This is a genomic window from Cellvibrio chitinivorans (genome assembly GCF_035117775.1).
GTDB lineage: Bacteria > Pseudomonadota > Gammaproteobacteria > Pseudomonadales > Cellvibrionaceae > Cellvibrio > Cellvibrio chitinivorans.
Genome location: NZ_JAYKKN010000002.1, coordinates 699,987 through 726,089, shown reverse-complemented (window position 1 = coordinate 726,089; position 26,103 = coordinate 699,987). Strand labels below are relative to the sequence as shown.

The following is a 26,103-nucleotide window of genomic DNA, read 5'->3' as shown; positions in this document are numbered from 1 at the left end:
AAAACTTATGGCTAAAGTGTTGTTCGTATGTCTTGGGAATATTTGTCGCTCGCCTACAGCGGACGGCATTTTTCGCAATTTGGTTGCGCAGGCAAATTTGGATCAAAAAATTCTGGTGGATTCAGCCGGAACAGGCGACTGGCATATAGGTAAAGCACCTGATGCGCGCACGGTTGCTGCCGCACGCCAGCGCGGTTATGACTTATCGGTTTTGCGTGCGCGCCAAGTTAGCAAAAGTGATTTCGCTGAATTTGATTATGTGTTGGCGATGGATAAATCCAATTTAAGTGATTTGCAGCGCATGAAACCTGCAAACTACAGCGGCCACTTGGGCTTGTTTTTGGAGTTTGGTTCGCGCGGCGATCACAGTGAAGTACCTGATCCATACTACGGCGGCGCAGACGGTTTTGAGTTGGTGTTGGACTTGGTGGAAGATGCAGCTCAAGGCTTGCTGAACCATATTCGCCACAACGCCTTGCGTTGATTATCGTTAGCAGTCCAAAAAAAGCAATCCAGAAAAGTAATTTTAAAAAATTAACTGATTAGGTAAAGCCAGCTGTGCCACTTTTTCTGCCACATTTTAATTTGCAAAAATTCAACGCGCTCGCCGTACCAGCGCTTGCGCAATATTTTGTCAGTGTAAAAACGGACGATGAGTTGCGCGAAGCGCTCGCGTTTGCGCGCACAGAAAAATTACCGCTGCTGTTGTTGGGTGGTGGCAGCAATATTGTATTACGCGATGATTTCCCCGGCTTGGTGATACAGATCAAATCTCAGGGCAGGGATGTGATTGATGAAAATGATGAGTGTGTTTGGTTAAAAGTAGCAGCGGGTGAAAACTGGCATCAACTAGTTGAATATTCGCTCGATAATGCACTTTATGGATTGGAAAACTTATCGCTCATTCCAGGTAGTGTAGGCGCTGCACCTATCCAAAATATTGGTGCTTACGGTGTTGAAATTAAAGATTTAGTCACTGAGCTTACCGCCATTGAAATTCGATCAGGTTTGCCTGTGACTTTCACTAATGAAAGTTGCCAATTTGGCTATCGCGACAGCATCTTCAAACAGTCGCTCAAAGACCAATATGTTATTACGTCGGTCACTTTTCGTTTGAGCAAGCAGCCATGTGTGAACCTGACTTATCCAGCGTTGCGCGCGATTTTTGCTGATCGAGATGAATCTGACATTAGCCCGCAGGATGTAAGTGCGGCCGTTGTCGCCATTCGTCAATCAAAGCTGCCTGATCCTGCGCTTATTCCAAATGTAGGGAGCTTTTTTAAAAATCCGGTTATTGATCGCGCGCAATTTGAGCTTTTGTTGAGTGCTTATCCTAAAATCGTGGGCTATCCCGCTGAAAGTGATCAGGTCAAATTGGCAGCAGGCTGGTTGATTGATCAGGCCGGTTGGCGAGGTAAAGCGGAGGCTGGCGCGGTTGTTCATGAGCAACAGGCGCTGGTGTTGACTAATCCATCGCGCTTATCAGGTTCGGTGGTATTGGCATTGGCTGATGCGGTAAAGCAATCGGTATACGAGCAATTTGGCGTCATGCTGGAAATGGAGCCGAGAATTTACCCCTGATTGCAGCATAAATGGTGGTAGTTTATCGGTAGTCTCACTACAATCAGTAAAAATGTGCCAGCAGATATGTTGGTAATAACAACAATGTTATGTATCCGTTTTCGGATTGGGGGCTAGTTTGACAAAGATTCTCGTAGTCGATGATCACGATCTAGTTCGCATGGGGATAGTGCGTATGTTAGCCGATATCGACGGCTATCAAGTGGTTGGGGACGCTAAAAGTGGCGAAGAGGCAGTGACCAAGGCGCGTATTTTAAAGCCTGATGTCATCTTGATGGATGTAAAAATGCCGGGGATGGGCGGCCTTGAGGCAACGAAGAAACTACTGACCGTGAATCCGGTATTTAAAATTATCGCTGTTACTGCGTGTGATGATGACCTATACCCAACGCGCTTGATGCAAGCAGGGGCAGTTGGTTATGTTACTAAAGGTGCAGAATTCACCGAAATTACTGATGCCATCGATAAAGTAACGCGTGGTGATCTGTACATGAGCAATAGTATTGCTCAGCAGCTTGCATTGAAAAACTTTTCTGGCAACAGTAGTCAGGAATCGCCGTTTGAAAAATTGTCCCAGCGTGAATTGCAGACGGCAATGTTGATTGCGAACGGACAAAAGGTAAACGATATTGCCAACACATTTTGTGTAAGCCCAAAAACGGTTAACTCTTATCGTTACCGCATTTTTGAAAAGCTGGATATCAACAGTGATGTTGAGCTGACATTGTTGGCAGTGAAACACAATCTCCTCGATCCAGAAGCAGTCGTTTAAACGACTGCTTTGTTCTATTAAACAGTATTTGTAATGGCATCTGACAGCACCGATCTGTTTGATCACTCCCGTTTTCTCTCCAATACATCCCAGCAGCCGGGCATTTACCAAATGTTTGGTGGTGACGGCGCGATCCTTTACGTTGGTAAAGCTAAAAATCTTAAAGCGCGCTTATCGAGTTATTTTCGCAAAACAGGGCTAACACCCAAAACTCAAGCATTGGTGGCGCGTATCGCGCGTATTGAGGTCACGATTACCGCGAGCGAAACGGAAGCGTTAATCCTTGAGCAAAATCTGATTAAGTCTAATCGCCCGCCGTACAATATTTTGCTGCGCGATGATAAATCCTATCCCTATATTTTTATTTCCAGTGGTGAGGATTATCCGCGCATTTCATTTCATCGCGGCGCCAAGAAAAAACGCGGTGATTATTTTGGCCCTTTCCCGAATGTTGGTGCAGTAAAGGAAAGTTTGCATTTTTTGCAAAAAACTTTTCGTGTGCGCCAGTGTGAAGACAGTGTATTTAAAAATCGCACACGCCCTTGCTTGCAATATCAAATTAAACGCTGCACAGCGCCTTGTGTGGAGTTTATTTCTCCCGCTGATTACAAAACCGATGTGTACCACACCAGTTTATTTCTTACCGGCAATTCAGATAAATTACTGGGTGAGTTGGCCGACAAAATGGACGATGCGGCGCAATCATTGGCTTTTGAAAAGGCAGCTGCTTATCGCGACCAAATAACTGCTCTGCGTACCGTGCAATCGCAGCAGGTGATAGAAGAAGGCAATGGCGATATTGATGTGATCGCGGCCGAGATGCGTGTATCGGCAATTTGTGTGCATGTGTTATTTATTCGTCAAGGACGCATTTTAGGTAGTCGCAGTTTTTATCCCGCTGCAACTTTGGCAGAAACGCCTGCTGATATTTTGGCGGAGTTTATTCCGCAGTTTTATCTTGCAAGTAGTGGCAGGGAAATTCCGCGCGAGCTTATTGTGAGCAGTCCGCTGGATGATGTTGAAGTGATCGGTTCCGCATTACAGCAGGCAGTAGGGCGGCAGGTATCGATTAACCATCAGGTTCGCAGTCATCGCGCGCAATGGTTGCAGATGGCAGCAACAGCAGCGAAGCAAAATTTAGTCGCGCACATCAATAATAAAAAGAACTCGCTGGATCGCTTTGTTGCTTTGCAAGACTCACTGAATTTGGATGAAACGCCGCAGCGTTTGGAATGTTTTGATATCAGCCACAGCAGTGGTGAATTGACTGTTGCCAGCTGTGTAGTATTCGATACCAATGGTCCGCTGAAATCGGACTATCGCCGTTTCAACATTGATGGCATCACACCGGGCGATGATTACGCTGCGATGGAGCAGGCGCTTACACGACGTTATACCCGCCTGCAAAATGGCGAAGGGAAGTTGCCTGACATACTGCTAATCGATGGCGGAAAAGGGCAGTTAGGTAAGGCAAAAGAGGTGCTTGCCGAACTGGGTGTAAACGATGTCTTATTGATAGGCGTCGCTAAAGGGTCAACGCGCAAAGCGGGGTTTGAAACCCTGTTTGATGGTGACACCGGCGCAGAAATTGTCTTGCCGGGTGATTCTCCGGCATTGCATCTGATCCAGCATATTCGCGATGAATCCCACCGTTTTGCGATCACGGGCCACAAACAGCGGCGCGACAAAAAACGCAAAACCTCGACCCTTGAGGATATTCCGGGGATCGGCGCTAATCGCCGCCGCGAATTGTTGCGGCATTTTGGTGGCCTACAAGAAGTGCAAAATGCCAGTATTAATGATTTGGCGCGAGTAAACGGCATAAGTCAGCGGCTCGCAGAAGAAATTTATGCGTTTTTCCATAACGATTAATCATCTTTGCCGTTAATCCAATTGTTTCACTAATATAACCAAAGGGTGTTAATGACCTCCTGCTGGTGTATTATCGCGCCCGATTGATGATTTTGTAGCACCGGGACCTATCTATGAATCTTGCCAACCAATTGACCCTGTTGCGGATATTTTTGATTCCGTTATTTGTTGTGGTTTTCTATTTGCCCTTTGGTTGGTCTTACTTCGTCTCATCGCTGATTTTTAGTGTCGCTGCCATCACCGACTGGGCAGATGGATATGTCGCCCGTAAATACAATCAAAGCACACCTTTTGGAGCCTTTCTCGACCCTGTGGCCGATAAATTAATGGTGGCTATTGCATTGCTATTATTGGTTACGCTGCATCACGATTCAGTTTGGTTTGTCGTTGCTGCTGCGGTCATCGTTGGGCGCGAGATAGTGATCTCAGCATTGCGTGAGTGGATGGCAGAGCTGGGGCAGCGTGCAAGTGTGGCGGTATCCAGCATTGGTAAGATCAAAACAACTTTGCAAATGACTGCCATCATTGTTCTGCTGATGAATATCCCTGTGTTGTTGCCGGTCGGTTTCATCGCTTTGGCTGGCGCTGCTGCACTGACTCTGTGGTCGATGGTGCTGTATTTGCGTGCAGCTTGGCCTTATCTTTTACCCGAATCGCCAGAAAAATAACGGCTTTTTGATCGACCTGTACAGCATTTAAACAGTCGCCAAAAAACCTTCCATCGATTGTGACAAAAGACTAGGATTTTCAAAATGAGTCCGCTAGAATTGCGGCCTCTCGAAAAGGCGCGATAGCAAAGCGGTTATGCTCTGGATTGCAAATCCAGCTAGTCCGGTTCGACTCCGGATCGCGCCTCCACTTTTCTTTGCGTACCGACGTAAAGACACTCCGCCCGAGTGGTGAAATCGGTAGACACAACAGATTTAAAATCTGTCGATCTTTTGGTCGTGCCGGTTCAAGTCCGGCCTCGGGCACCATATCCACATTTCAAGAAATCCCAGAATGTCCACAAACCCGCATAAACACTGGGTTTTAGGGCATTTTTCGTCTATAGGCGTCCACCGAAATCCTATTGAAGCCACGATCATCTGGGGGCACAAATTTGGAGGCGTAAATGGCAACCAATAAGCTCACTGAGGTCGCAATCAAAAAGGCCAAGCCAAAAGAGAAGATGTATAAGTCTCCAATGGTGGTGTATGTATTTGCAAGTCATACCTAATGGCTCCAAATATTGGCGACTAAAATATCGTTTTGATCTCAAAGAAAAGCGTCTTTCCTTTGGTGTTTATCCAGAAATTTTTCTCGCAACTGCGCGAGAAAAAATGCGACTTGCAAAACTAGAATTGATTGAAGGCAAAGATCCTGGTGAGATAAAAAGACAAGAAAAATTAAACAAGAGAATCTCTGCATCGAACACTTTTTCAGCGATTGCTGCTAAGCATATAAAAAAGAAATAAATTGAAGGTTTTATCTGCGCAACTCTCGGTAAACTCAAGTTGATAGACGATTAAAAATTGTTCCCCTTATTGGTAATACTCCAGTCTCAGGCATCACATCAGCAAAGTTGCTGACGCTTCTATGGCAAATCAAAATTGATAGTCTGAGCGAAACTATCAACAGAGCCAAAGAGTGGGTCTATATTTCTCCTTATCAATCCAAATAAATCAATATGTGTCATAATAAATCAATAAAATGTTAAGTTTTGATTGGATTGCTCTATGAAACCTTTTTTTGGCCTGCGGGCTCATGATTTTGGAACCTTTCCTCCTGAAGAGTTGGCAATGCGCATAGCCAGTTCTGGTGCTCAGGTCGTGCAGTTGGCCTTGGCAAAGGCATTTCCGGGTGGGCATTTGATGCCTGAAGAATTCGGGGCTGATGGTATTGCAGAAATAAGAGCGGCATTTGCTGCGCAGGGAATTTCTGTTGGGGTGATTGGTTGTTACATTGATACTGTTACACCTGATCTTGCGGCGCGCGAATTTTCTTTTAAACGTTTTGAGGCGCACATTGATGTAGCGGCGGATTTGGGCTGCGCAGTAATTGGTACAGAAACTGGATCACCAGTTGCGTATCTGGATCAACCAAATGGTCGCGAGACCGCATTTCGTGTTGCGTTAAACGGGCTTTATCCCTTGGTAAAAGCCGCAGAAAAAAAAGGTGTTCGAGTTGGTGTAGAAGCAGTGGCGGAATATCATGCGCTCTCTACTATTGAACATATCCGCACTATGATCACAGAGTTTGATTCGCCGGCCTTGGGAATTATTTTTGATCCGGTAAATTTAATTCCGTTGCCCGGTGTAGAAAACATGGATGTATTTTTGGATGAATGTTTTGCTACTTTTGGTGATCGCATAGTGGCGATACACGCAAAAGATTACAAAATGGTTGAGAGTGACAAAGGCCTAATGAAGCTAGGGGATTTACCCGTGGGTACTACTGGTGTAATGGATTGGGCTGGTGTGTTTAAACGATTAATGCAAGCGGGAAAAACATCGGTGCCAATTTTGCTGGAGGATACCAGCCCTGCACATGCGGTCGATTCATTTGCTTATTTACAGTGTGCTTGGGATGAGGCGCTTACACAATTAAATTAATCTCTATTTCTTTATCTGCAAAATTATATCTGGGCTTGTCTTCGTTATTGAGCAAGTTCCCAGACGGTAAAGTTGCGATAACGAAAGCGGCTCCATTGCATTTGACGAAAACCGATTTTGCCTGCAGTCAAGGCTGCACCTGTATTTACCCCATCCACTATAGGTTGATTATCGACATAGTCGATTACCTTGCGTTCATTGATAAACAAGCGGAGATGTGCGCGCTCTTTGATGAGAGTTAGCTGGTAAACATCGGTTGAGTGTGTAGGAATGCCTTCACCACCGGATTGCAATAAACTGAATGTGTTGTTCTTGCGCAAATTAGCGTGTACACGTCCGGGTTCATGGGCGACATTGGCATAATAAGAAATGTGATAACTCTTAATTTTTCCCAAGGTGTAATCGGTGAAGGTGCCATCGCGTAGAGGTAAAGATGGATCAAAAATATCCTGGCCCTCTATGCCGCGCGCAGCAAAAAAAATAATTAATAAACCTGCCTCAGGTGCGAGATTTTGTACCTCCCAGGACGCAATGAAATCATCGGGAAATTCTTGCGGGCACCAAAGTACATGGTGCTGCTGTTGCGCGGGAGAAAACATTTCCATCCAACCGTCACTGAAGTTCAGCTGTGCGTTACCCTCCATTCGCCAATTGGCTATATCTTTTTGGTTAGCCAAATCACGGTGGTAGAGTTGTTTCCCCTTAGATGGGATGGTGTTGATAGGGGGTTGTTGATTGCTATTAGGCTCGCTACTGCTCGCCAGTATCGGTTTGGATATCACTGTGGCTGCAATTGCGAGCCACAGTATCGGCGTTAGAAAATAGCGTGCGAATAGATGCATAGCGTTACCTTTCATTGCCTGCTTTTATTTTCCTACTTTGTTGTTTCCCCATAATTTGTCATAACTCCAGCCAGATAAATCTTCCACCACGAGACGACTTTTTTCACTACTTGGCGTAGTGGCGCCCGACTTTAGATGATCGATTTCTTGCATAAGAATTGCGTGTGAGTCTTTATTTAATTTAAAGCGACTTGCCACAAAAAATCCGAATAAGAGCAAAACGATTGGTCCGATTACCATTACAGTAACAATTGTGTGAATCGCTTCGGTAGATTGTGTTTCACTGTTTGAAACAAAACCGCCCCACTCAATAACAATCCCCACAAACATTACCGCCGCAGCTTGCGATGCTTTGCGGATAAATGTCATCACACCCGCAAAGCTGCCTTCGCGACGTTTTGCGGTCACAATTTGATCCACGTCGGCAATGTAGTTATATACATTCCATGGAATATAATTAAGTGCACCGCGGCCCAGTCCGGCCAACACTACTGCGCCGAGCAGTAAATACATTGGAGGTAAGTGATCAAAACTTAAAAATAAAATAAGCAGTGCAAGAATGCCGGCGATATAAAAAGAAACGGCTAAGCGATAGGTATAAGAAGGGCCGATACGAATTACCAGGGCGATTGCCAAAGCAACAGCGAGAAGTTGTGCAATATAAGTATTGGCGATGAGCGAGGATGCAATCACAACCGAACCGCCCAATGCAAAGACAATAAAATAAGTAAATGCCGCGTTGAAAATATCCTGACTAATATAACCGCCTAAATACATTCCCAAATGTAGACGAAAAGCGCGAATACGTAGCGTGGAAGATAAATTTACAAAAACCATTTTGAGTGAGTTAAGTGGTGAGCTATTCGAATTGCTCTTCTCTTCAGTTTCAATTGTTGGTTCTCGCTCCCACGTGAATAAATAGGTAATTGCTACAACCAACATAAATGCAAGACTGAAAATAATTCCCATAATTAAAAATGTATCGGAGCTTTCTTTGCCTCCGACGTAGTTCACAATCCAGTTGGGTAATATGCCGGCAAAAATCGCAGAGACTTGCCCAACCAAAATGCGCGCACCGGCAAACTTGGCTTTTTTTGCGTAGTCATCAGTCATTTCAGCCGCAAGTGTTTCGTAAGGAATTAATACCGAGGCGTAGACCAGTTCAAAAAATACAAAGGTGCAGAGGTAATACCAATAGTGTTGGTCGGCAACCCACATAAGTGCAAAAGATGGCAGCAACGGAATGGCAGCTAATAAAAATATTCTGCGACGGCCGAAGCGACGGCCAATTTTGGTTTTGTTGAGATTGTCGGAAATATGGCCGATGAGTGGACTGGCTACTGCATCAAGAATTCGGGCAATAGCAAAAATAGATGCGGCTTGTACGGCGGATAAACCACAGAAAGTGGTGTAGAAAAAAATTAACCAGCCGCTGATAACGGCCATAGATCCTGCGCCCAACACATCGTTAAGACCATAGGCGACATAGTTGTGGGTTTTGATTTCGCGTGTTTGCATAGGGACGACGCTCGTTATTGTTGTTTATTAGTTGTAGTTAGTTTTTTTGTTTTTTACTTATCAAGAAGATGTTGCTGTGAATAAAAGACCCTGTGTAGCCAATGCTACACAGGGAATCTTCCTGTGCTGTCAACGCGAGCAAGGAAGAGCGAGCAGGAACTTAAATATAACGATTCATATATTCCACTAGCGCGAGAATAGCCATTGACTGACCGTAAGGCATAGAGGTCAAAGGAATATCGCGGTAGCCTTGCAGGTCATCGAATACTGGTGTGCCGAAGGATACTTGCTGCAATTCGCCATCATCGCTGATGTTGGCGAGCACGGCTTTAATAGCTTTGACCGCCATAGCTTCGTATTTGCTGTCCAGATAACCTTTGCGTACCGCTTTCAAAATGCCGTAAGCAAAACCGGCTGCGGCCGACGCTTCCAAATAGGAGCTTGGGTCATTGATCAGTGTGTGCCACAAGCCGCTCTCGTGTTGATAACCTTCAAGCGCTTTTACTTGCGCTTCCAGAGTTTCAATCAGGAACAAGCGGGTGCTGTCGTGCGGTGGCAAATCGAGCAGCTCGATAAACTCCGGAATAGCGATTGTCACCCAGCAGTTGCCACGCGCCCAAAGCGCATCTGCAAAGTTGTGGCGACCATCAAAGGTCCAGCCGTGAAACCAGAGCCCGGTTTTGCGATCTGCCAGATACTTTGTGTGTAATATAAATTGGCGCTTGGCTTCTTCTACGTAAGCCGGGCGATTCATCAGCAAGCCTATTTTGGCGAGAGGAAGTACACACATCATGAGTGTGTCGTCCCATATTTGTTGGTAATTGACCGAATTAAATACGATGTGTTGCAAGCCGCCTTCTTCAGTGCGCGGCATTTCATTCATTACCCACTCAGCCCATACGTCTAAATAGGGGAGGTAACTGCGATTGCCCAGGCGTTCAGCGAGATAAGCCAGCGTTAAAAATGGAGATACGGTGTTAACATTTTTAGTAGGTGTGCCAGCGGCAAAACGGTTTTTGAACCAATCTTGCATAATCACCAGCGGTTTTTCATCGCCAGTAATATCCCAGAGTTTCAGCAGCCCGTAGAGACCTACGCCATGAGTCCACTCCCAGTCATTCCAACCTTTGGTGTCGATAACGCGGCCATCATCAAGGCGCAGCAGGAATTCACCGCTGGTGTCTTTGATGTTAACGAGATTATCAATCAGCTTATCAATGGTGCGCGTTAACTCGGTGCGCGCGATACCTTCTACTGTAGCAACCATAAAATACTCACAACTTATTATTCATGTGGGACAGACTTCATTCTTTCTTGATAATACTCTTCAAATCGATATTTGTCGATCATATTCAATCATATTAAGTCATTCAGTTTCTACTTAGGGGTTTTTCAGTGGGCTCCAGTGTGTTTGCTTTCCGTTGCAGGTAATAATCGGCCAGCACCTTGAATGCCTGTTTGCGCTCACCTGTTTCAGAGAGTAAACCTTTGCGGTTCCAGCCTTGTTGATAAACAGGGTGCTCGCGTCGTGGTGATTGAAAATCTTTTAAGATCCAGGGGGACATGCCGGTCAAGTTGTTCATTTTGTCAGCCATTAACAGTGTCTGACGATAATATTCCGCCTGATATTCCTCTGAAAATTTAAATGGTGTGCCTTGCGCATGTACGCCCGCTTTAGCATCGGCTCCAAATTCTGAGAGGATCAACGGTTTGTGTGTGGGGATATGCCAGAGGGTATTTACCAGATCAGATAATTGATCCTCTCCGTACCAGCCGTTGTAAGTATTGATCGCTAAAATATCCAGGCTCTCAATCAGTGGGTCGTTCGTGGTAATTTCAATTCGGTTCTGCGCATCTTTGCGCTCCACTAATAATGCGGCACTGACCAGGCGAGTGCTATCCATCGTGCGAACGCTCTGTGCAAGCTCATGCAAAAAGTGATTGCGATCATCCGCAATTGGCGTTTCGTTAGCGATGCTCCAAATAATGATCGCTGCACGATTGCGGTCGCGGTAAATATTTTCTGCCATCATTTTTTGAGCATTGAGTAATACGCGCGGATTTTTGAAATCAATCGACCAATAAACCGGGATTTCGCTCCACAAAAGCAGCCCCATTTCATCGGCAATTCGGCTGGCCAGTTCAGAGTGAGGGTAGTGTGAGAGGCGAATATAATTTCCGTGCAATCCCTCTTTAACTTCTTTAAATAGAGCTCGAATCGATGATTCAGTCATGACGCGCCCGGGATTGCTGCCCAGTTCCTCTTCATGCAGTGAAACACCGGCCAAAAATACGGGTTCGCCATTTAAGAGCAGGCGAGCACCTTGAGTCTCCAAGGTTCTAAAACCAATTTTTTCTATCTGACTGTCACCGGCGGCGGTAAATTTCACTGAGTAGAGTTTGGGGTTGTTTGGTGACCAAGGATGCAAATCTCGTGGGGCTGGAGTATTCACTTGAGCAACACCTTGCGCATTGGTTCTTAGCGTTAAGGGTAATGGCTTTCCATCCAAATATATTTTTACCGATTGATTGGCTCGCTTGGGGCCGTTAAGGACAACTTCGCCAACAAGTGATCCATTTTTATCCAGCTGTAAATAGGCATCATCGATAAATGTGGGTGCGGTGAACACTAAACGTACAGTGCGAGTAATGCCACCGTATAAATCCCAATCAGTAATATCGCCGGGAATACTTTCGGGATCATGGGAGCTATCAACACCGACGGTAATGCGATTCAGTCCTTTGCGTAATAGGTTGCTTACCTCGAATGTAAAGGGCGTAAATCCCCCTTTGTGCTCACCTATTTTTTGACCATTTAAATACACATGAGCATGGTAATTAACCGCTTCAAAATACAGAAAGGCACGTTTATTTTTGGGCGGTTCGATAGTGATTTCTTTTTGAAACCAAATCAGACCGTTGTAGTACCTGAGTTCTTGTTCCGCTGCATTCCATGCTCCGGGAATCTTCATGGTTGGTCCGCGTTGCATATCAAATTCAAAAAACGTTTGCGGATTATTTTTTTCTTCATCTGCGATGTTAATGTCGCGATAACGCTGCATACGGGATTTGGCAACCCAGCCGTTAATATCAGTCAACCCGGTGCGATATAAGTCTTTGGAGTAAACCCAGTCGCCATTCAGGCTGATATGTTCCCGGGCGCTGGTGTTCGTCAATAACAGTTCCGGGCGAAGTGATAAAGCCGAGCTCGCTGGTGCGGCACAATAAGCAAGTAGGGTGATAAATAAATGAATTAATTGACGATATGTCATTATTTTCTGACTCCAGAATGTGCAGCATCGCTGGCTTTATTATTTTTGAATCGCCGGATAGCGCCGTTGGATCAGTGGGCTTGATCGGCTTGGCGCCAGTGTTATTCGACGAGCTCTTGAGTTTTTATTTGATCATATTCAATCATATGTGGTCAATTTAATTCAATTGTGATACAAATGGCGTGCATTAGAGCATTGTCCGATTCCGAATAATCAATAAATGAATACCCCTTTGCGGGTGTTGACGGAAGCTATCACTATGAAACGTAGAGAGTTATTCAAATATGGCGCTATTGCCGCCAGCCTGCCATTAACCGCCTCTCAAGTTGCTAACGCACAGTCGCCCTCCGGGCATTCACAGCCGCTTGGCAACCCATTCTTGGTTAAATCTGGTCAGCTCGGCTGGTTGGATGCAAAAACTCCGCAAGTCAACTGTGGGCAGGTTTGGGGGCAGCCTTGGCCACGAGGCAGCCTGAAGCCTAATGAGCTACTCCATCTTGTCGATGCAAACGGCGAGAAACAGCCATTGCAAACATGGGTGATGGCAACCTGGCCAGATGGTTCAGTTAAATGGACAGGGCAGGCAACAGCCGCAGGGCCATCGCTTGGAAATAATTTTCGCGTACAAAAAGGCCGCGCACCTAAAGCCAAACAGTTCGTCAGTGTTAAAAAGCAGAATGGCAAGCTCGCAGTCGATACGGGCGTAATTCGCTGTCTAATTAATACTCAAGGCGATGTGATTCTCGATGAAATTACACGCGGGAAAAAAACACTGTTAAAAAATGCGCGTTTTATTGGTCAGCGTCAGACACAAGCAGAACTGGAAGAAGGCCAAGCGTTGCAGATTGAGCATTTCTCTGCGCAGATTACTCAGGCCGAAGTTGAACAGTCTGGCCCGCTCAGAGCCGTGGTGAAAATCTCGGGAGTGCACCGCGAGGCCAGTGGTCGGGAGTGGCTGCCATTTTCTTTACGCTTGTATTTTCATGCTGGCGGCGATGCCGTGCGCCTCAGTCACACTTTTGTTTTTGATGGCGATGAACATCGCGACTTTATACGCGCATTAGGTTTGCGTTTTGATGTGCCTCAGCGCGATCAGTTCTATGATCGCCATGTACGTTTTGCGGGTGAGGGTGCAGGTCTGTGGGCGGAATCTCCGCAAGGTATTACCGGATTGCGGCGCGACCCTGGTGCGCCTGTACGTGCAGCTCAAATAAATGGAGAGGCAACGCCTGCGCTATCGACTTGGGATAAGCGCGTCAGTGACCGCCTGCAATTTATTCCCGTGTGGAATGATTATTCGTTAGCACAATTAAATGCCAATGGCTTTACCTTAAAAAAGCGGACCAAACCCGGCCACGCGTGGATCGATGTAGATCAAGGGCAACGCGCTGCAGGCGTCGCTTATTTGGGCGGCGCCAGTGGCGGAATATTATTTGGCATGCGTGATTTTTGGCAGCTGCATCCCACGCAATTGGATATTCGCAATGCAGGAACTGATCTTGCGCAAGGCACAATGTGGATCTGGTCACCCGATGCTCCCGCAATGGATTTGCGTTTTTATCATGACGGCATGGGCATGGATACTTACGCAAAACAGCTCGAAGGTTTGGAAATAACCTACGAAGATTACGAGCCGGGATTTGGTGCGCCTCAAGGTATCGCTCGTACCAGCGATTTCACTTTCTATGCGTTGGATCACACACCAACACGCGCGCGAACGGTTGAGTTGGCAGATAGCATTCGCTCGCCCTCCCAAGTTATTGCTGCGCCGCAAACTTATCTGGACGCCGGTGTATTTGGCGGTTTATGGAGTCTGCCGGATCGCTCGACGCCAATTAAAAATACGCTAGAGGATCGTCTCGCTTGGTCGATTGGTTTTTATCAAAAGCAAGTTGAGCAACGTCACTGGTATGGCTTTTGGAATTACGGCGATGTGATGCACACTTACGATGCCGATCGCCATGTGTGGCGCTACGATGTTGGCGGCTTCGCGTGGGATAACTCTGAATTATCACCAGACTTATGGCTGTGGTATTCGTTTTTGCGCACCGGCGATGCACGTGCATTTCGTTTGGCAGAGGCAATGACTCGCCACAATCGCGATGTCGATATTTATCATTTGGGGCGCTTTGCGGGATTAGGTACGCGTCACAATGTGCAGCACTGGGGTTGCAGCGCAAAACAACTGCGCATCAGTACCTCGGTCTACCGTCGTTTCCATTATTTTTTAACCGCAGACGAACGCACCGGTGATGTAATTCAAGAAGTTGCAGAAGCCGATAATCAGCTGGTGAATTTATTGCCGACACGCAAGGTGAATCCCGATGCTGCCGCTGATAAAAATACCCACATTGGAATAGGCACTGACTGGGGTTCAGCGGCGGCGAATTGGTTGTCTGCGTGGGAGCGCACTGGTGATGCACGTTATAAACAGTGGCTGGAAAATGCGATGCGCGCAATTGGCGGCAATCCCCAAGGATTTTTTGCTAAGGGTTACCATTTTGATATTCATACCAAAACTATGACCCCGCTGCTGTTTGATTCGTCCGATACACGACCATTTCAACCTGTGTCTCATCTGAATTCTGTATTCGGTTTGATTGAAGTCTGCGCGGAATTAAATCAATTAATCGATGTGCCTGAGTTTAAAGCGGCTTGGTTACGCTATGGAAAATTTTACAGTGCATCACCTGCTGAACAGCAGAAAGAATTCGGTCGCAGCCTGCGCGGCAATGGTTTGACCAACGCCCATTCACGTTTAACGGCCTATGTTGCGCAGCAAACCGGAGATGATGAATTAGCGGCTCGCGCGTGGAGTGAATTTTTTCGCGAGTCAAATCATGTTCCGCAAACCAGAGAAGTGGTTGGGCCAAATGTGTTGAATCCAATTGATGAAGCGCCTTGGGTATCCACTAATGACTCAGCACAATGGGGCTTGGCGGCGATACAGAATCTGGCCTTGATAGGCGCGGCATTAAAAAAATAATTGCCTTTTCCGGTAGGAAGAAAAAGGCAGAAGCAGAGAAGTACAACCAACACATTGAGTTAATATTTTTTAGAGGTGAACCCTTTGATCGCTGCAAACGTTGAAGACTATCGCTTACTGGCAAAGCGTCGCTTACCCAAATTTTTATTTGAATATATTGATGGTGGCTCCTTCAGTGAAACGACACTGCGTAATAATTGTGCTGATCTGCAAACCATAGGTTTGCGTCAGCGGGTGCTACGCGATATTTCCAATATCAATACCGAAACAGAATTGTTTGGCCAAAAACTTAAGCTGCCCGTGATTTTAGGGCCGGTAGGTATTGCCGGATTAAACGCGCGTCGTGGTGAAGTACTAGCAGCACAAGCAGCGCAAGAAAAAGGCGTACCTTTTTGTCTGTCCACAGTGTCAGCCTGTTCAATTGAAGAGGTACGTTCGAAAACTAAAGATCCGCTCTGGTTCCAACTGTATATGATCAAAGACCGCGGATTTTTAAATGCAATGCTTGATCGCGCAGTAGAGGCGGGCACTAAAACATTGATGTTTACAGTGGATATGCCAGTGCCATCATCGCGCTATCGCGATATTCGCTCAGGGCTTTCGGGAGGCAGTATGTTGCGCCGCCAAAGTGCGCGCATGTTTCAATCAATGCTGCGCCCGAGTTGGGCCTGGGATGTAGGAATTTGTGGTCGCCCCCATTCACTGGGTAATGTTGCGCACGTGCTTGGAAAAGGCGCTGGCATCGATGAGTTTTGGAGTTGGATGGGCAAAAATTTCGATGCGAGTGTGACTTGGAAAACACTCGAACAAATTCGCGATAAATGGAAGGGAGATTTAATCATTAAAGGTATTCTCGATCCTGAAGATGCGATCGAAGCGAAAAAACTGGGCGCCGATGGTTTGATCGTATCCAATCACGGCGGCCGCCAATTGGACGGTGCACTTTCATCTATCCGCGCATTGCCCCCCATTGCCGATGCAGTGCAAGGCGATATCAAAATTTTGCTCGATAGCGGTATTCGCACTGGTTTAGACATAGTGCGCGCAATTGCGCTAGGTGCTGATGCGGTCGTTATTGGCCGCGCTTGGGTCTATGGTCTTGCGGCTCAGAAAAAACAAGGAGTATCCAATGTATTGGATATTTTAGGTAATGAGTTGCGCGTGGCTATGGCCTTGGCTGGTTGCCCTTCGCTTAAGGATGTCACCGCCGATATTTTAGTGAAATAGAATTTCAATATTCATGGGTGAACAATCAGTTCACCCTCGCGATTGAGGCTAATAATGAAAATAATCCAGCAATTGCGCAGCCTCGGGCAGCGTAGCGTTTTACCTACTACTGTACGCGCACTTTCACATAGTGTTTCGCTGATGTTACTTCTGCTTTGTGGTGCGGTGAATTGGGTGCATGCAGATCAAGTGATTGCAGGCAAATCCAAAATTTTTATCGCAGGCGATTCCACTGCTGCAACCTATAGCGATCCTGACCATCAGGGTTGGGCCGCACTCTTGGGAGACTATATCGATCCAGCTAAATCCGAAGTGATTAATCTGGCACGTGGCGGGCGAAGCACACGAACCTTTATCAGCGAAGGTTTATGGCAGGGATTAATTAATCAGGTCTCCGCAAATGATATCGTCATCATTCAATTCGGTCATAACGATGCAAGCCCGGTAAATGATGCCACTCGCGCGCGCGGTACGCTGCTGGGTATAGGTGATGAAGCTATCACTATTAATAATCTGCTCACACACAAACAGGAAACGGTTTACACCTTTGGTCATTACATTCGCCAAATGGTTAACGATGTCCGCGCAAAAAATGCCACACCTATTTTGATGTCGCTCACCCAGCGTAATGTGTGGCAAGCAGGGAAGTTAGAGCGCAATGGCAGTTATGGTCGCTGGGCGTATGAATTAGCTTTAGAGTTAAATACATCCTTTGTTGATGTAAATAATTTGGTAGCAGATAAGTTGGAAGCACTAGGTGAAGAACGCACCGCGGCGTTCTATACCAAAGACAATACCCATTTTAATTTGCAAGGCGCGCAAGTTCATGTGGAGACGATTGTTGCCGCGCTCAAAGGTATTCGCCCCGCACTGTTTGCCAATTTATTCAATGCACAGGGTCAAGCGATAGCGGCGGATGAAATGACCTGGCTGCGTTTGCCGTTACCCGCTAATAATAATTTACGCTCGGTATTTTTAATCGGTGACTCCACCGTTCGCAACGGTGGCGGTGTGGGCGACAACGGCGAGTGGGGTTGGGGCGATTATTTACAGCCCCATTTGAACAGCAAGAAAATCAACGTCGTCAATCGCGCTGTAGGTGGTTTAAGCAGCCGCACCTTTTACACTGGTGGTTATTGGCAGCGTGCACTGAATATGATGCGCCCCGGCGATGTATTGGTAATGCAATTCGGTCACAACGACAACGCACCGATAAATGACAAGGAGCGCGCACGCGGAACCTTAAAAGGTGTGGCAGACAATTACGAACAAATTACAAATGAGCTTACCGGTAAGCCAGAAACTGTGTATAGCTATGGGGGATATCTGCGTAAATTTATTGGCGAGGCGCGCGCCCGTGGTGTCACAACCGTAATTTGTTCCCCCGTCCCGCGTAAACAATGGACGAATAAAAAAATTAACCGTCCACAAAATTCCTATCCTGATTGGGCTTATCAAATCGCTTTGCAAACTGGTAGCGGCTTTATCGACCTCAATAATCTAGTCGCAAATGAATACGATCAACTGGGCGTGAAAAAGGTGGATGCACTCTTTGCAGATGCACACACCCACACCAGCCAAGCCGGTGCTGAATTGAATGCAAAAATTGTGGCGCATGCATTGAAACCCTTACTGGGTTTGTAGTTTTTCGCTAAGAATAAAAGTGTTTCGCGAGGTTAACATGTCATTACTTTCGCTTGGCTTGCGCCAGCTTATCCGTGTTTTAACTCCAATGGCGGCTGCTATAGCCTTGGTATCCTGCTCCAAAGATACTAGCGACAGCCAACCGGCAAGCGCGGTAGATAAAACAGTCGCCCCCGTAATTAATACACAGGATTCGTTATCAGCTACGAATTTTTCCAGACAAATAGAATATTTGGATCGTGGACTTATTGCAGTGCCAACCAAGCAAGGTGTTTTGGTTAGCTGGCGAAAACTCTATGGCGATAACAATACCGCAGTATTTGATTTATATCGCGAAGGCAAAAAGATTTCGAGTGTAACCAATGATGGGCCTAGCAATGTTTTGGATGACCAAGGCACACCAGATACAACCTACGAATTGCGTTACAATGAACAGGTGATCGCAACTACTCAGGCATGGCAGCAGAATTATTGGAATATTCCAATTACACCACCTGCCGATGATAAAACGCCTGACGGCAATATTTATTCCTATACCGCAAACGATGCAAGTGTTGGCGACCTGGATGGAGATGGTCGCTACGAAATTATTCTTAAATGGTATCCAACTAATGCGAAAGATAATGCATTCGGTGGTTACACAGGTATTACCTATATCGATGCCTACACACTTGAAGGCAAGCAACTATGGCGAATCAATTTAGGCAAAAATATTCGCTCGGGCGCGCACTATACCCAATTTATGGTGTACGACTTTGATGGTGATGGGCGCGCCGAAATTGCAATGAAAACCGCAGACGGCACTATCGATGGTGAAGGAACTATCATCGGTGATGCCAAGGAAGATTGGGTAAGTCACAGTGGTGAAATGGAAGTGCGCGATCGTACAGGTTCCGTGGTAACTCCCGAAGGAAAATATATGGGGCAGTTAACCGGGCGCATACTAAACGGGCCTGAATATTTTTCAGTTTTTGAAGGTGCTACTGGTAAGGTTCTGGATACTGTCCCTTATATTCCGCAACGTGCACCGGGCAATGACAATCCCAATGCCGATGAAATGAAATCGCTTTGGGGCGATGCTTATGGCAATCGCTCCGAGCGCTATTTGGCGGGTGTTGCTTATTTAGATGGTGAGCGTCCAAGCGTGGTTATGGCGCGGGGCTATTACGCACGCACGGTGGTTGCCGCATACGATTTCCATGCAGGAAAAATTTCTACCCGTTGGGTGTTTGATTCCTCCGCTAAAGAAACTCCTCCAGGTTTTGGCGGGCAGGGCAATCATCAGTTGTCGGTAGCTGATATAGATAGCGATGGCAAAGATGAAATTATTTACGGTGCAATGGCGATTGATGACGATGGCTCACCTAAATGGACAACGGGCTTTGGTCACGGCGATGCCATGCATGTGTCGGATCTAGATCCAAATAATCCCGGCTTGGAATCCTTTAATGTCTATGAAGGTGTGCGTGCAAACGGTGGTGTTGGTTCTGCGTTAATTGATCTTGCGAGTGGCAAGGTATTGTGGAAAAAATCTGCGGAAAAAGATAACGGGCGCGGTTTAGCGGCAGATATAGATCCACGTCATCCCGGCGCAGAAATCTGGGCATTAAATGCACCGGAATTATTTACCGTTAAAAGCGAAATTGCTGCTCCGGTGCGTCCCGCACAAGTGAATTTTGCAATCTGGTGGGATGGCGATTTACTGCGCGAACTACTGGATGGCAACAAAATTTTCAAATGGGATTGGAATACCAACACCAGTGTTCCTCTGTTAATAACTGAAGGCACAAGTTCAAACAATAGTACCAAGGCTACGCCAGCCTTATCTGCTGATATATTTGGTGACTGGCGTGAAGAAGTTATTCTGCGCACTGAGGACAATCGATCACTTCGTATCTATTCAACTCCAATATCATCTGCAATCGGTATGACCACGCTCATGCAAGATCCGCAATACCGGGTTGCTATTGCATGGCAAAACACTGCATACAATCAGCCTCCGCATCCAGGTTTTTATCTCGGAGAAGGCATGAGTCTACCTGCTAAACCAAGGCTAAATATTGTGCGCAAGAAATAGCCATGACCGTTAATCTGAACGATGAACTTTCAGCGAGCGATAATATGAACTCTAGCAACAGACGCGATCTACTAAAACTGATGGCAATGGTGCCGTTCCTTCCCTCGTGTATTGCTGTGGGGCGCAATGACGTAATGAACATGCAAATGAACAAAATCTCTTTGGAAACCCCTTTTGGGGCAATGGATGTACAAGCGCCCAATTTTGATGGAATGCCGCTCTTTAATATTTTGGATTTTGGTGCTGATCAAGCAAACCCAGCGAAAACCTCAGTGGCAATTGATCAGGCAATTGATGCAGCATCCAAATCGGGCGGTGTGGTCATAGTGCCTGCTGGAGTCTGGGAAACTGGGAAAATTCATTTAAAAAGCAATGTGAATTTGCATATTGCTGAAGGTGCCGAATTGCATTTTTCGAGCAACCCTGAAGATTATCTTCCAGCTGTACATTCAACTTGGGAAGGTTTGGAGTGCTACAACTACTCGCCGTTAATTTATGCGTATGAATGCGAAAATGTAGCCATCACCGGCAAAGGTAAATTAGTAGCGAAACTGGATATTTGGAAAGAATGGTACGCACGTCCTCAAACCCATATGGATGCGCTGGTCGAGCTCTACTACATGGCACATAAAAATGTTCCAGTCACCGAGCGCGATATGACCAAAGGGGCTGCAAACCTTCGCCCGCAATTTGTACAATTTAATCGCTGTAATAATGTTTTGGTCGAAGATATTTCAATTGTTAATAGCCCGTTTTGGGTGTTGCATCCCTACCTGTGTAATAACGTCACTATTCGCGGTGCGCACATTTACGCCCACGGTCACAATAACGACGGCGCTGACCCGGAAATGTGTACCAATGTATTAATTGAAAATTGCATTTTTGATCAGGGCGATGATGCTATTTCAGTTAAGTCCGGCCGTGAGTTTGATGCGTGGCGATTAAATGCCCCCTGTAGAAATATCGTCATTCGCAACTGCACGGTGAAAAACGGTCATCAACTATTGGCGATAGGCAGTGAAATCGCAGGCGGAATTGAAAATGTGTATATGCACTCCTGCGTGGTTGAGCCTATTGTTAAACAAGATATTCCCACGCTAATGAATTTGCTGTTTATTAAAACCAACGAGCGACGCGGTGGATTTGTTAAAAATATTTTTATGGATGATATTGTTGCCGATAACCTGCAAGGCGGTGTTGTATCTATAGATACGGATGTGCTCTATCAGTGGCGCAACCTTACCCCAACGCTGGAGCGGCGCCTAACGCCTATCGAAAACATTGTGGTTTCCAATGTGCAAGCTAAACAAGCTAGCTATGTGTGCAATGTCAATGCAAGTGCGGAGCTTCCGGTACGCAGATTGAAACTTGAAAATGTCAAAGTGGAATCTGTATCAGGCACAGCCTTGGCAACGGAAAATGTAATTAACTTTCAATTGAAGTAGATGCTAGTAAAGTTTTAGTAATAAAAATGCCGACTCAATGTCGGCATTTTTATTGGATAATTTTTTATTATCCTTTACTTATCAACCAATGGATCATATGCCAGTGCTTTAACCGCATCGCGTTCAGCATTGCGGCGTTTATCTTCGCGTATTTGATCTGGAGTAGCATGGGCAGGCAATGGGACTAACGGAATATCACTGGCGTGATAGTCGGGCTTGGGTGGTTTAGGAAATGGCAGTGGTAGTTTGACAATTGGTTTATTTAAGTTGGCGATTTCCAGCCCCGCGAGAATAAATGCACCCGATGCATAAAGTGCTGTGGTTTCGCGTTTAGTGGGCACCGGTTGGTCGCCAGCAGACTGTACTTGCCCGAGTATGCCGCTCGGCAAAATGTATTGATTTAATCCGGCCCAGCCGTTAAGTGCGTGCGGCAAATATTTATCGCGCTCCAGCAGGTCATGATTAATGCCAAACGCTAACGCGTAAGTAAAGAAGGCGGTACCGGAGGTTTCTGGTTCAGGGTAGGCTTCCATATCCAAGAGGCTAGCGCGCCAGAGCCCATCGGGTTGTTGTAGTTGGGCAATACGGCTCATCATGTTCTGAAATAATTTTACATATTTAGGACGCGATGGATAATTTTCCGGCATGGCCTCCAAAATACGCGCAAGCCCGGCAACTACCCAACCTTGTCCTCGCGACCAGAATATTTTTTTATTGTTGGCCGAGCGGCGCTCAATAAAGCGTTCATCGCGTGCGAATAAGTTTTCATTGGTATCGAATAAGCGATCGTAAACACGCCAATATTGCGCGTCCATGGCATCAATATATTTACTGTCTCCGGTAATTGCAGACATGCGGGTATAGACAGGTGGAGCCATGAACAAAGAATCGCACCACCACCAGACCAGCCGTTTAGATGTTGGTGTAAGACTCAAATAGGGCAGGGTGTAATCCATACGCTGCTGTAATGGCATAAGCACGCCAGGCAAACCTGTGCGCAAATATATGGATTGATATAAATCGCCAATCGCTTGATCGTCGGCATTAATTAAATGTACCGGCGCGCCATGGCCTTGATGTGCATAATTAAAACGCTCAGCGGTTTCCAAATTAAATTTCAGTACCTCTGGAACATCGCTGACCTCTATCAGCTTTGCTGTGCCTACAAAAAAAGTGGCAGAGATCCAATTGGTATTAATTTTTTTCCATTTGTGAGCATCGGTCATTTCGATTTTATTGAGCCTGGCAACCTCCGCTCGTGCCAATTTATTTACTGTGCTTAGCGTTTGCTGCGGATTTGGAATTTTGGACTTGTTGGATTCAGCATGTAATGAAGTAAACATCAGGCTACAAGTTAAGGCCAGCAATACAGTGAATACTTTTTTAAGCGTCCAATAAATTCTTGTCATGATGTACTTATCCAATAAACATTTAACAATTGAAATAAAAGCTCAATATGCCGGCCTGCAGCACAGGTCGGCATATTGAGTTGTAGTCTTAAAAAGTAATACTTGCCTCAGGTGTTGTGTTAACTGTGGTGCCATCACTCATCGTGAGTTTGAACATATACCAATAGGTAGTTCCTGCAACGACGTTGGTATCTACAAGCGAGCCTTCTTGTGGCGCGCTAGCCAGTACACGTGTTCTGCCGCTAGCTTGGTTGAGAGTGTTGCGATAAACCTCTACCGTGCGGATGGAGGCGAAGTCCTGTAGCTTCCAATTCAAACTAATGCCGTTGGCAACCTTGCTGCTCACCAAATTGGTTTTAGGTTCCAAAATAGTCGCAACATAAACAGGTTGGGTGCGAATTACCGAATTGGTAAGACCGTTATCAAACTCTACCCAGTAGTAATAATTTTTACTGGCCGTAGCGCTTGCATCTTGCCAAGTGATTGCATCATTAGCGGCATTGCCGATGAATTGGCTGTTGGCGAAATTGGCGGGCACCGAATCGTCTGCCACTTCCTCGCGGTAAATATTGATCGCGCGGATGTCCATATTTTCAGTGCGCCAAGTAAGTTGTACTGGCACTTTGTTGTTGGTGATATTGAATTCTACTTGCGGAATTAAGCTCATTGACAACTGTGTTTTTGACGCACCTGGATTTAATTGAGTATGTGGCTTTCCACCACGCAATTGTGCGGAATAAATGTAATTGATATCAGGAACAACATTGGTATCAACTATTTCCCCCTGTGCACCTTTAATTCTGCCGATGCGAATTTTACTGGCAGGATCATTTTCTACTTCGCGGAAAATATCTGCTCCATTAAATTTTGCATCATGACTGTAAAGTTGGATCGCGATTTTAGTTGCATCACCGCGTGCGACTAGTTTTGCCCAGGGCGCAGCATCGACTTCTGTGACTTGATAATCCGGTACCGCTTGCATATCACTTCCCAAATAAAAGCTAGGATGTGGTGGCTGGTTATAGCCCACGTTTTGCCAAGCGATAGCGGCGCGATATTGTGGATTTTGCATAAGCGTTGGGATGCGATGTGTGGTAGCAATAGGGCTTGAAAAAATCATTAATTCGCTACTGTCGGCTCTGGACCAGATAACTTCTTCACGCCAGTCACCGAAAATATCAGCTGAGAGGGCGGGTGTTGCTTTAGTGCCATTAGCAGATACTGCATTGAATAGCTCGCCATCAACGATCACATTGGAAACACTGTTTTCGTAATCCCATTTATAAATTTTATTGCCGTCCAAAATTTCACGCAGCAAATCACCATCCCACCAGAGTGCAAAATTCATTTGTGGTGGACGAACATCGGAAATTAATTGGCCGTTAGCTGCGACCAATCCACCGCGTGAGCCCCAGTTTTCATTGCCTGCAAAACGCGGATCTATGTCGATACTGACACCGCGCCCCACATCGGCACCGTTACTGGGTTGGCTCCACAAAATTTGTCCAGTTGCGGCATCGTGCAGCTCCACACCATATTCGACACCGTCTTTGGTGTAGCAGGAGGCGCACTCATGCACCATAAAAACTTCCAAACCCGGACGGTTGGGATCAATGTCGGTAACGTGTAATGCATCGCCGTGACCAAGTGCTGTGCTATAAAGAGCGTGGCCGTTGTCATCAATAGTTGCAGCGCCATAAATAATTTCATCGCGGCCATCATTATCAACATCGGCTACCGACAAACTGTGTGCACCCTGACCATACACAACTTCATCACCATTGCCATTGTTGGTATCAAAGACCCAGCGTTCACTAAATTTTCCATTGACCCAATCAAATGCAGCGACAACAGCGCGCGTGTAATAACCGCGTGCCATTAACAGACTTGGCGTTTCACCATTCAGATAAGCGACACCAGCCAAAAAGCGATCGACACGGTTGCCGTAAGTGTCACCCCAATCTCCGATATTGCCGCGTGCGGGAACATAATCGATGGTATCCAGCGCTTCACCCGAGAGACCATCAAACATGGTGAGATATTCTGGCCCGGTCAATACATAACCGGCAGAGTTGCGATAATCCGCACTCGCATTGCCAATTACTGTGCCGCGACCATCGATGGTGCCATCCGCTGTCTTCATTGCAACTTCAGCGCGACCATCACCGTCAAAGTCGTAAGCAATAAATTGCGTGTAGTGAGCGCCGGCGCGAATATTTTTGCCTAAATTAATTCGCCAAAGTTGTTGGCCTTCAAGTGTATAGGCATCGATAAATACATTGCCTGTGTAGCCGCTTTGGGAATTGTCTTTGGCGTTGGAGGGATACCATTTAACGATCACTTCATAATCGCCATCACCATCAAGGTCAGCGACACTTGCATCATTCGCGCTGTAATTGTGAGGCACACCAAAAATGGAATCACTTTTGGGTTTATTCAGCGGAATGCTTAAATAGGGTTTATTCCATGCTTTAACTGCATTGGATTTTTCCTTGTCAAGATGATGCTCACCCTCAATCATAACTTCGTAACTATCGTCTGCCTTTCCTTCTTTATCGATAAAAAATGTCGCTTGCGTGAGAGGATGCTTGTTGAGTTTCTTGCCATTGCGAAAAAGATGAAAACCTTTATGGGGTGGATCTTTTTGCAATAGACGCCAGCTAATTGCATTGCCTTCCTCTGTGGGGATAACCACCAGACCGCGATCCAGATTTTCAACGGTTTTCTTTTCAGTACAAGGCCGTTTGGTTTTGCTGCAATCGAGCTTTTGATGTGCCTGAGCTTGAGGCAAAGACAATGCCGCAACGCTTAAGCAGGCAAAGAACGTATGTAAAAAACGATTTCTTTTAATATATTTATTTTTG

18 protein-coding genes and 2 tRNA genes are annotated in these 26,103 nt (G+C 46.1%); 14 read left to right on the top strand and 6 right to left on the bottom strand.

Annotated features, from left to right (window positions below; genetic code table 11):
* Nucleotides 1-7: 7 nt before the first annotated feature.
* From SPL68_RS09745 to SPL68_RS09705, 9 genes are all read left to right on the top strand, one after another.
* Nucleotides 8-484 carry a low molecular weight protein-tyrosine-phosphatase gene (locus SPL68_RS09745; protein ID WP_323814915.1) on the top strand — a complete coding sequence of 159 codons (477 nt, stop codon included), beginning with the start codon at nucleotides 8-10 and terminating at the stop codon, nucleotides 482-484.
* A gap of 74 nt (nucleotides 485-558) precedes the next feature.
* Complete coding sequence (murB, locus tag SPL68_RS09740; protein WP_323814914.1) at nucleotides 559-1,581, top strand: UDP-N-acetylmuramate dehydrogenase; 1,023 nt, start codon at nucleotides 559-561, stop codon at nucleotides 1,579-1,581.
* A 118-nt stretch (nucleotides 1,582-1,699) separates the two neighbouring features.
* Nucleotides 1,700-2,353: a response regulator gene (locus tag SPL68_RS09735; RefSeq protein ID WP_323814913.1), complete on the top strand. Its 654-nt coding sequence runs from the start codon at nucleotides 1,700-1,702 to the stop codon at nucleotides 2,351-2,353.
* Between the two features lie 33 nt (nucleotides 2,354-2,386).
* Nucleotides 2,387-4,225 (top strand): excinuclease ABC subunit UvrC, encoded by a 1,839-nt coding sequence (gene uvrC, locus SPL68_RS09730; protein WP_323814912.1) that lies wholly within the window; start codon nucleotides 2,387-2,389, stop codon nucleotides 4,223-4,225.
* 113 nt (nucleotides 4,226-4,338) lie between these two features.
* Nucleotides 4,339-4,893 carry a CDP-diacylglycerol--glycerol-3-phosphate 3-phosphatidyltransferase gene (pgsA, locus tag SPL68_RS09725; RefSeq protein ID WP_323814911.1) on the top strand — a complete coding sequence of 185 codons (555 nt, stop codon included), beginning with the start codon at nucleotides 4,339-4,341 and terminating at the stop codon, nucleotides 4,891-4,893.
* Nucleotides 4,894-5,009: 116 nt separating this feature from the next.
* Nucleotides 5,010-5,083 (top strand) — tRNA-Cys (locus SPL68_RS09720).
* Between the two features lie 32 nt (nucleotides 5,084-5,115).
* Nucleotides 5,116-5,202: transfer RNA gene (locus tag SPL68_RS09715), tRNA-Leu, on the top strand.
* Between the two features lie 219 nt (nucleotides 5,203-5,421).
* Nucleotides 5,422-5,682, top strand: a complete 261-nt coding sequence (locus SPL68_RS09710) for an Arm DNA-binding domain-containing protein (RefSeq protein ID WP_323814910.1) — start codon at nucleotides 5,422-5,424, stop codon at nucleotides 5,680-5,682.
* A 261-nt stretch (nucleotides 5,683-5,943) separates the two neighbouring features.
* Nucleotides 5,944-6,819, top strand: a complete 876-nt coding sequence (locus SPL68_RS09705; RefSeq protein WP_323814909.1) for a sugar phosphate isomerase/epimerase family protein — start codon at nucleotides 5,944-5,946, stop codon at nucleotides 6,817-6,819.
* 44 nt (nucleotides 6,820-6,863) lie between these two features.
* On the opposite strand, the gene SPL68_RS09700 is transcribed toward SPL68_RS09705, so the two are convergent.
* From SPL68_RS09700 to SPL68_RS09685, 4 genes are all read right to left on the bottom strand, one after another.
* Nucleotides 6,864-7,661: a DUF1961 family protein gene (locus tag SPL68_RS09700; protein WP_323814908.1), complete on the bottom strand. Its 798-nt coding sequence runs from the start codon at nucleotides 7,659-7,661 to the stop codon at nucleotides 6,864-6,866.
* A gap of 24 nt (nucleotides 7,662-7,685) precedes the next feature.
* Nucleotides 7,686-9,179 carry an MFS transporter gene (locus tag SPL68_RS09695; RefSeq protein ID WP_323814907.1) on the bottom strand — a complete coding sequence of 498 codons (1,494 nt, stop codon included), beginning with the start codon at nucleotides 9,177-9,179 and terminating at the stop codon, nucleotides 7,686-7,688.
* Nucleotides 9,180-9,339: 160 nt separating this feature from the next.
* Nucleotides 9,340-10,446: a beta-galactosidase BglB gene (gene bglB / locus SPL68_RS09690; protein WP_323814905.1), complete on the bottom strand. Its 1,107-nt coding sequence runs from the start codon at nucleotides 10,444-10,446 to the stop codon at nucleotides 9,340-9,342.
* 103 nt (nucleotides 10,447-10,549) lie between these two features.
* Nucleotides 10,550-12,451 carry a glycoside hydrolase family 2 protein gene (locus tag SPL68_RS09685; RefSeq protein ID WP_323814904.1) on the bottom strand — a complete coding sequence of 634 codons (1,902 nt, stop codon included), beginning with the start codon at nucleotides 12,449-12,451 and terminating at the stop codon, nucleotides 10,550-10,552.
* A 259-nt stretch (nucleotides 12,452-12,710) separates the two neighbouring features.
* On the opposite strand from SPL68_RS09685, the gene SPL68_RS09680 reads away from it, so the two are divergent.
* The 5 genes from SPL68_RS09680 to SPL68_RS09660 all read left to right on the top strand — a co-directional run bounded on the left by SPL68_RS09680 (nucleotide 12,711) and on the right by SPL68_RS09660 (nucleotide 21,830).
* A complete protein-coding gene (locus tag SPL68_RS09680) occupies nucleotides 12,711-15,437 on the top strand; it encodes an exo-rhamnogalacturonan lyase family protein (RefSeq protein ID WP_323814903.1) in 2,727 nt (908 codons plus the stop codon).
* Between the two features lie 75 nt (nucleotides 15,438-15,512).
* Nucleotides 15,513-16,664, top strand: a complete 1,152-nt coding sequence (gene lldD, locus SPL68_RS09675) for an FMN-dependent L-lactate dehydrogenase LldD (protein WP_416377420.1) — start codon at nucleotides 15,513-15,515, stop codon at nucleotides 16,662-16,664.
* A 54-nt stretch (nucleotides 16,665-16,718) separates the two neighbouring features.
* Nucleotides 16,719-18,308 carry a rhamnogalacturonan acetylesterase gene (locus SPL68_RS09670; RefSeq protein WP_323814901.1) on the top strand — a complete coding sequence of 530 codons (1,590 nt, stop codon included), beginning with the start codon at nucleotides 16,719-16,721 and terminating at the stop codon, nucleotides 18,306-18,308.
* 37 nt (nucleotides 18,309-18,345) lie between these two features.
* The gene (locus tag SPL68_RS09665; RefSeq protein WP_323814900.1) at nucleotides 18,346-20,385 is read left to right on the top strand and encodes a rhamnogalacturonan lyase; all 2,040 of its coding nucleotides are present in this window, start codon (nucleotides 18,346-18,348) and stop codon (nucleotides 20,383-20,385) included.
* A 2-nt stretch (nucleotides 20,386-20,387) separates the two neighbouring features.
* A complete protein-coding gene (locus tag SPL68_RS09660) occupies nucleotides 20,388-21,830 on the top strand; it encodes a glycoside hydrolase family 28 protein (RefSeq protein WP_323814899.1) in 1,443 nt (480 codons plus the stop codon).
* 74 nt (nucleotides 21,831-21,904) lie between these two features.
* Here SPL68_RS09660 and SPL68_RS09655 read toward each other — a convergent pair whose 3' ends face one another.
* Nucleotides 21,905-23,239, bottom strand: coding sequence for a glycoside hydrolase family 88/105 protein (locus SPL68_RS09655; RefSeq protein ID WP_323814898.1), 1,335 nt, complete (start codon nucleotides 23,237-23,239; stop codon nucleotides 21,905-21,907).
* 88 nt (nucleotides 23,240-23,327) lie between these two features.
* Nucleotides 23,328-26,030, bottom strand: coding sequence for a rhamnogalacturonan lyase (locus SPL68_RS09650; RefSeq protein WP_323814897.1), 2,703 nt, complete (start codon nucleotides 26,028-26,030; stop codon nucleotides 23,328-23,330).
* Nucleotides 26,031-26,103: the final 73 nt, after the last annotated feature.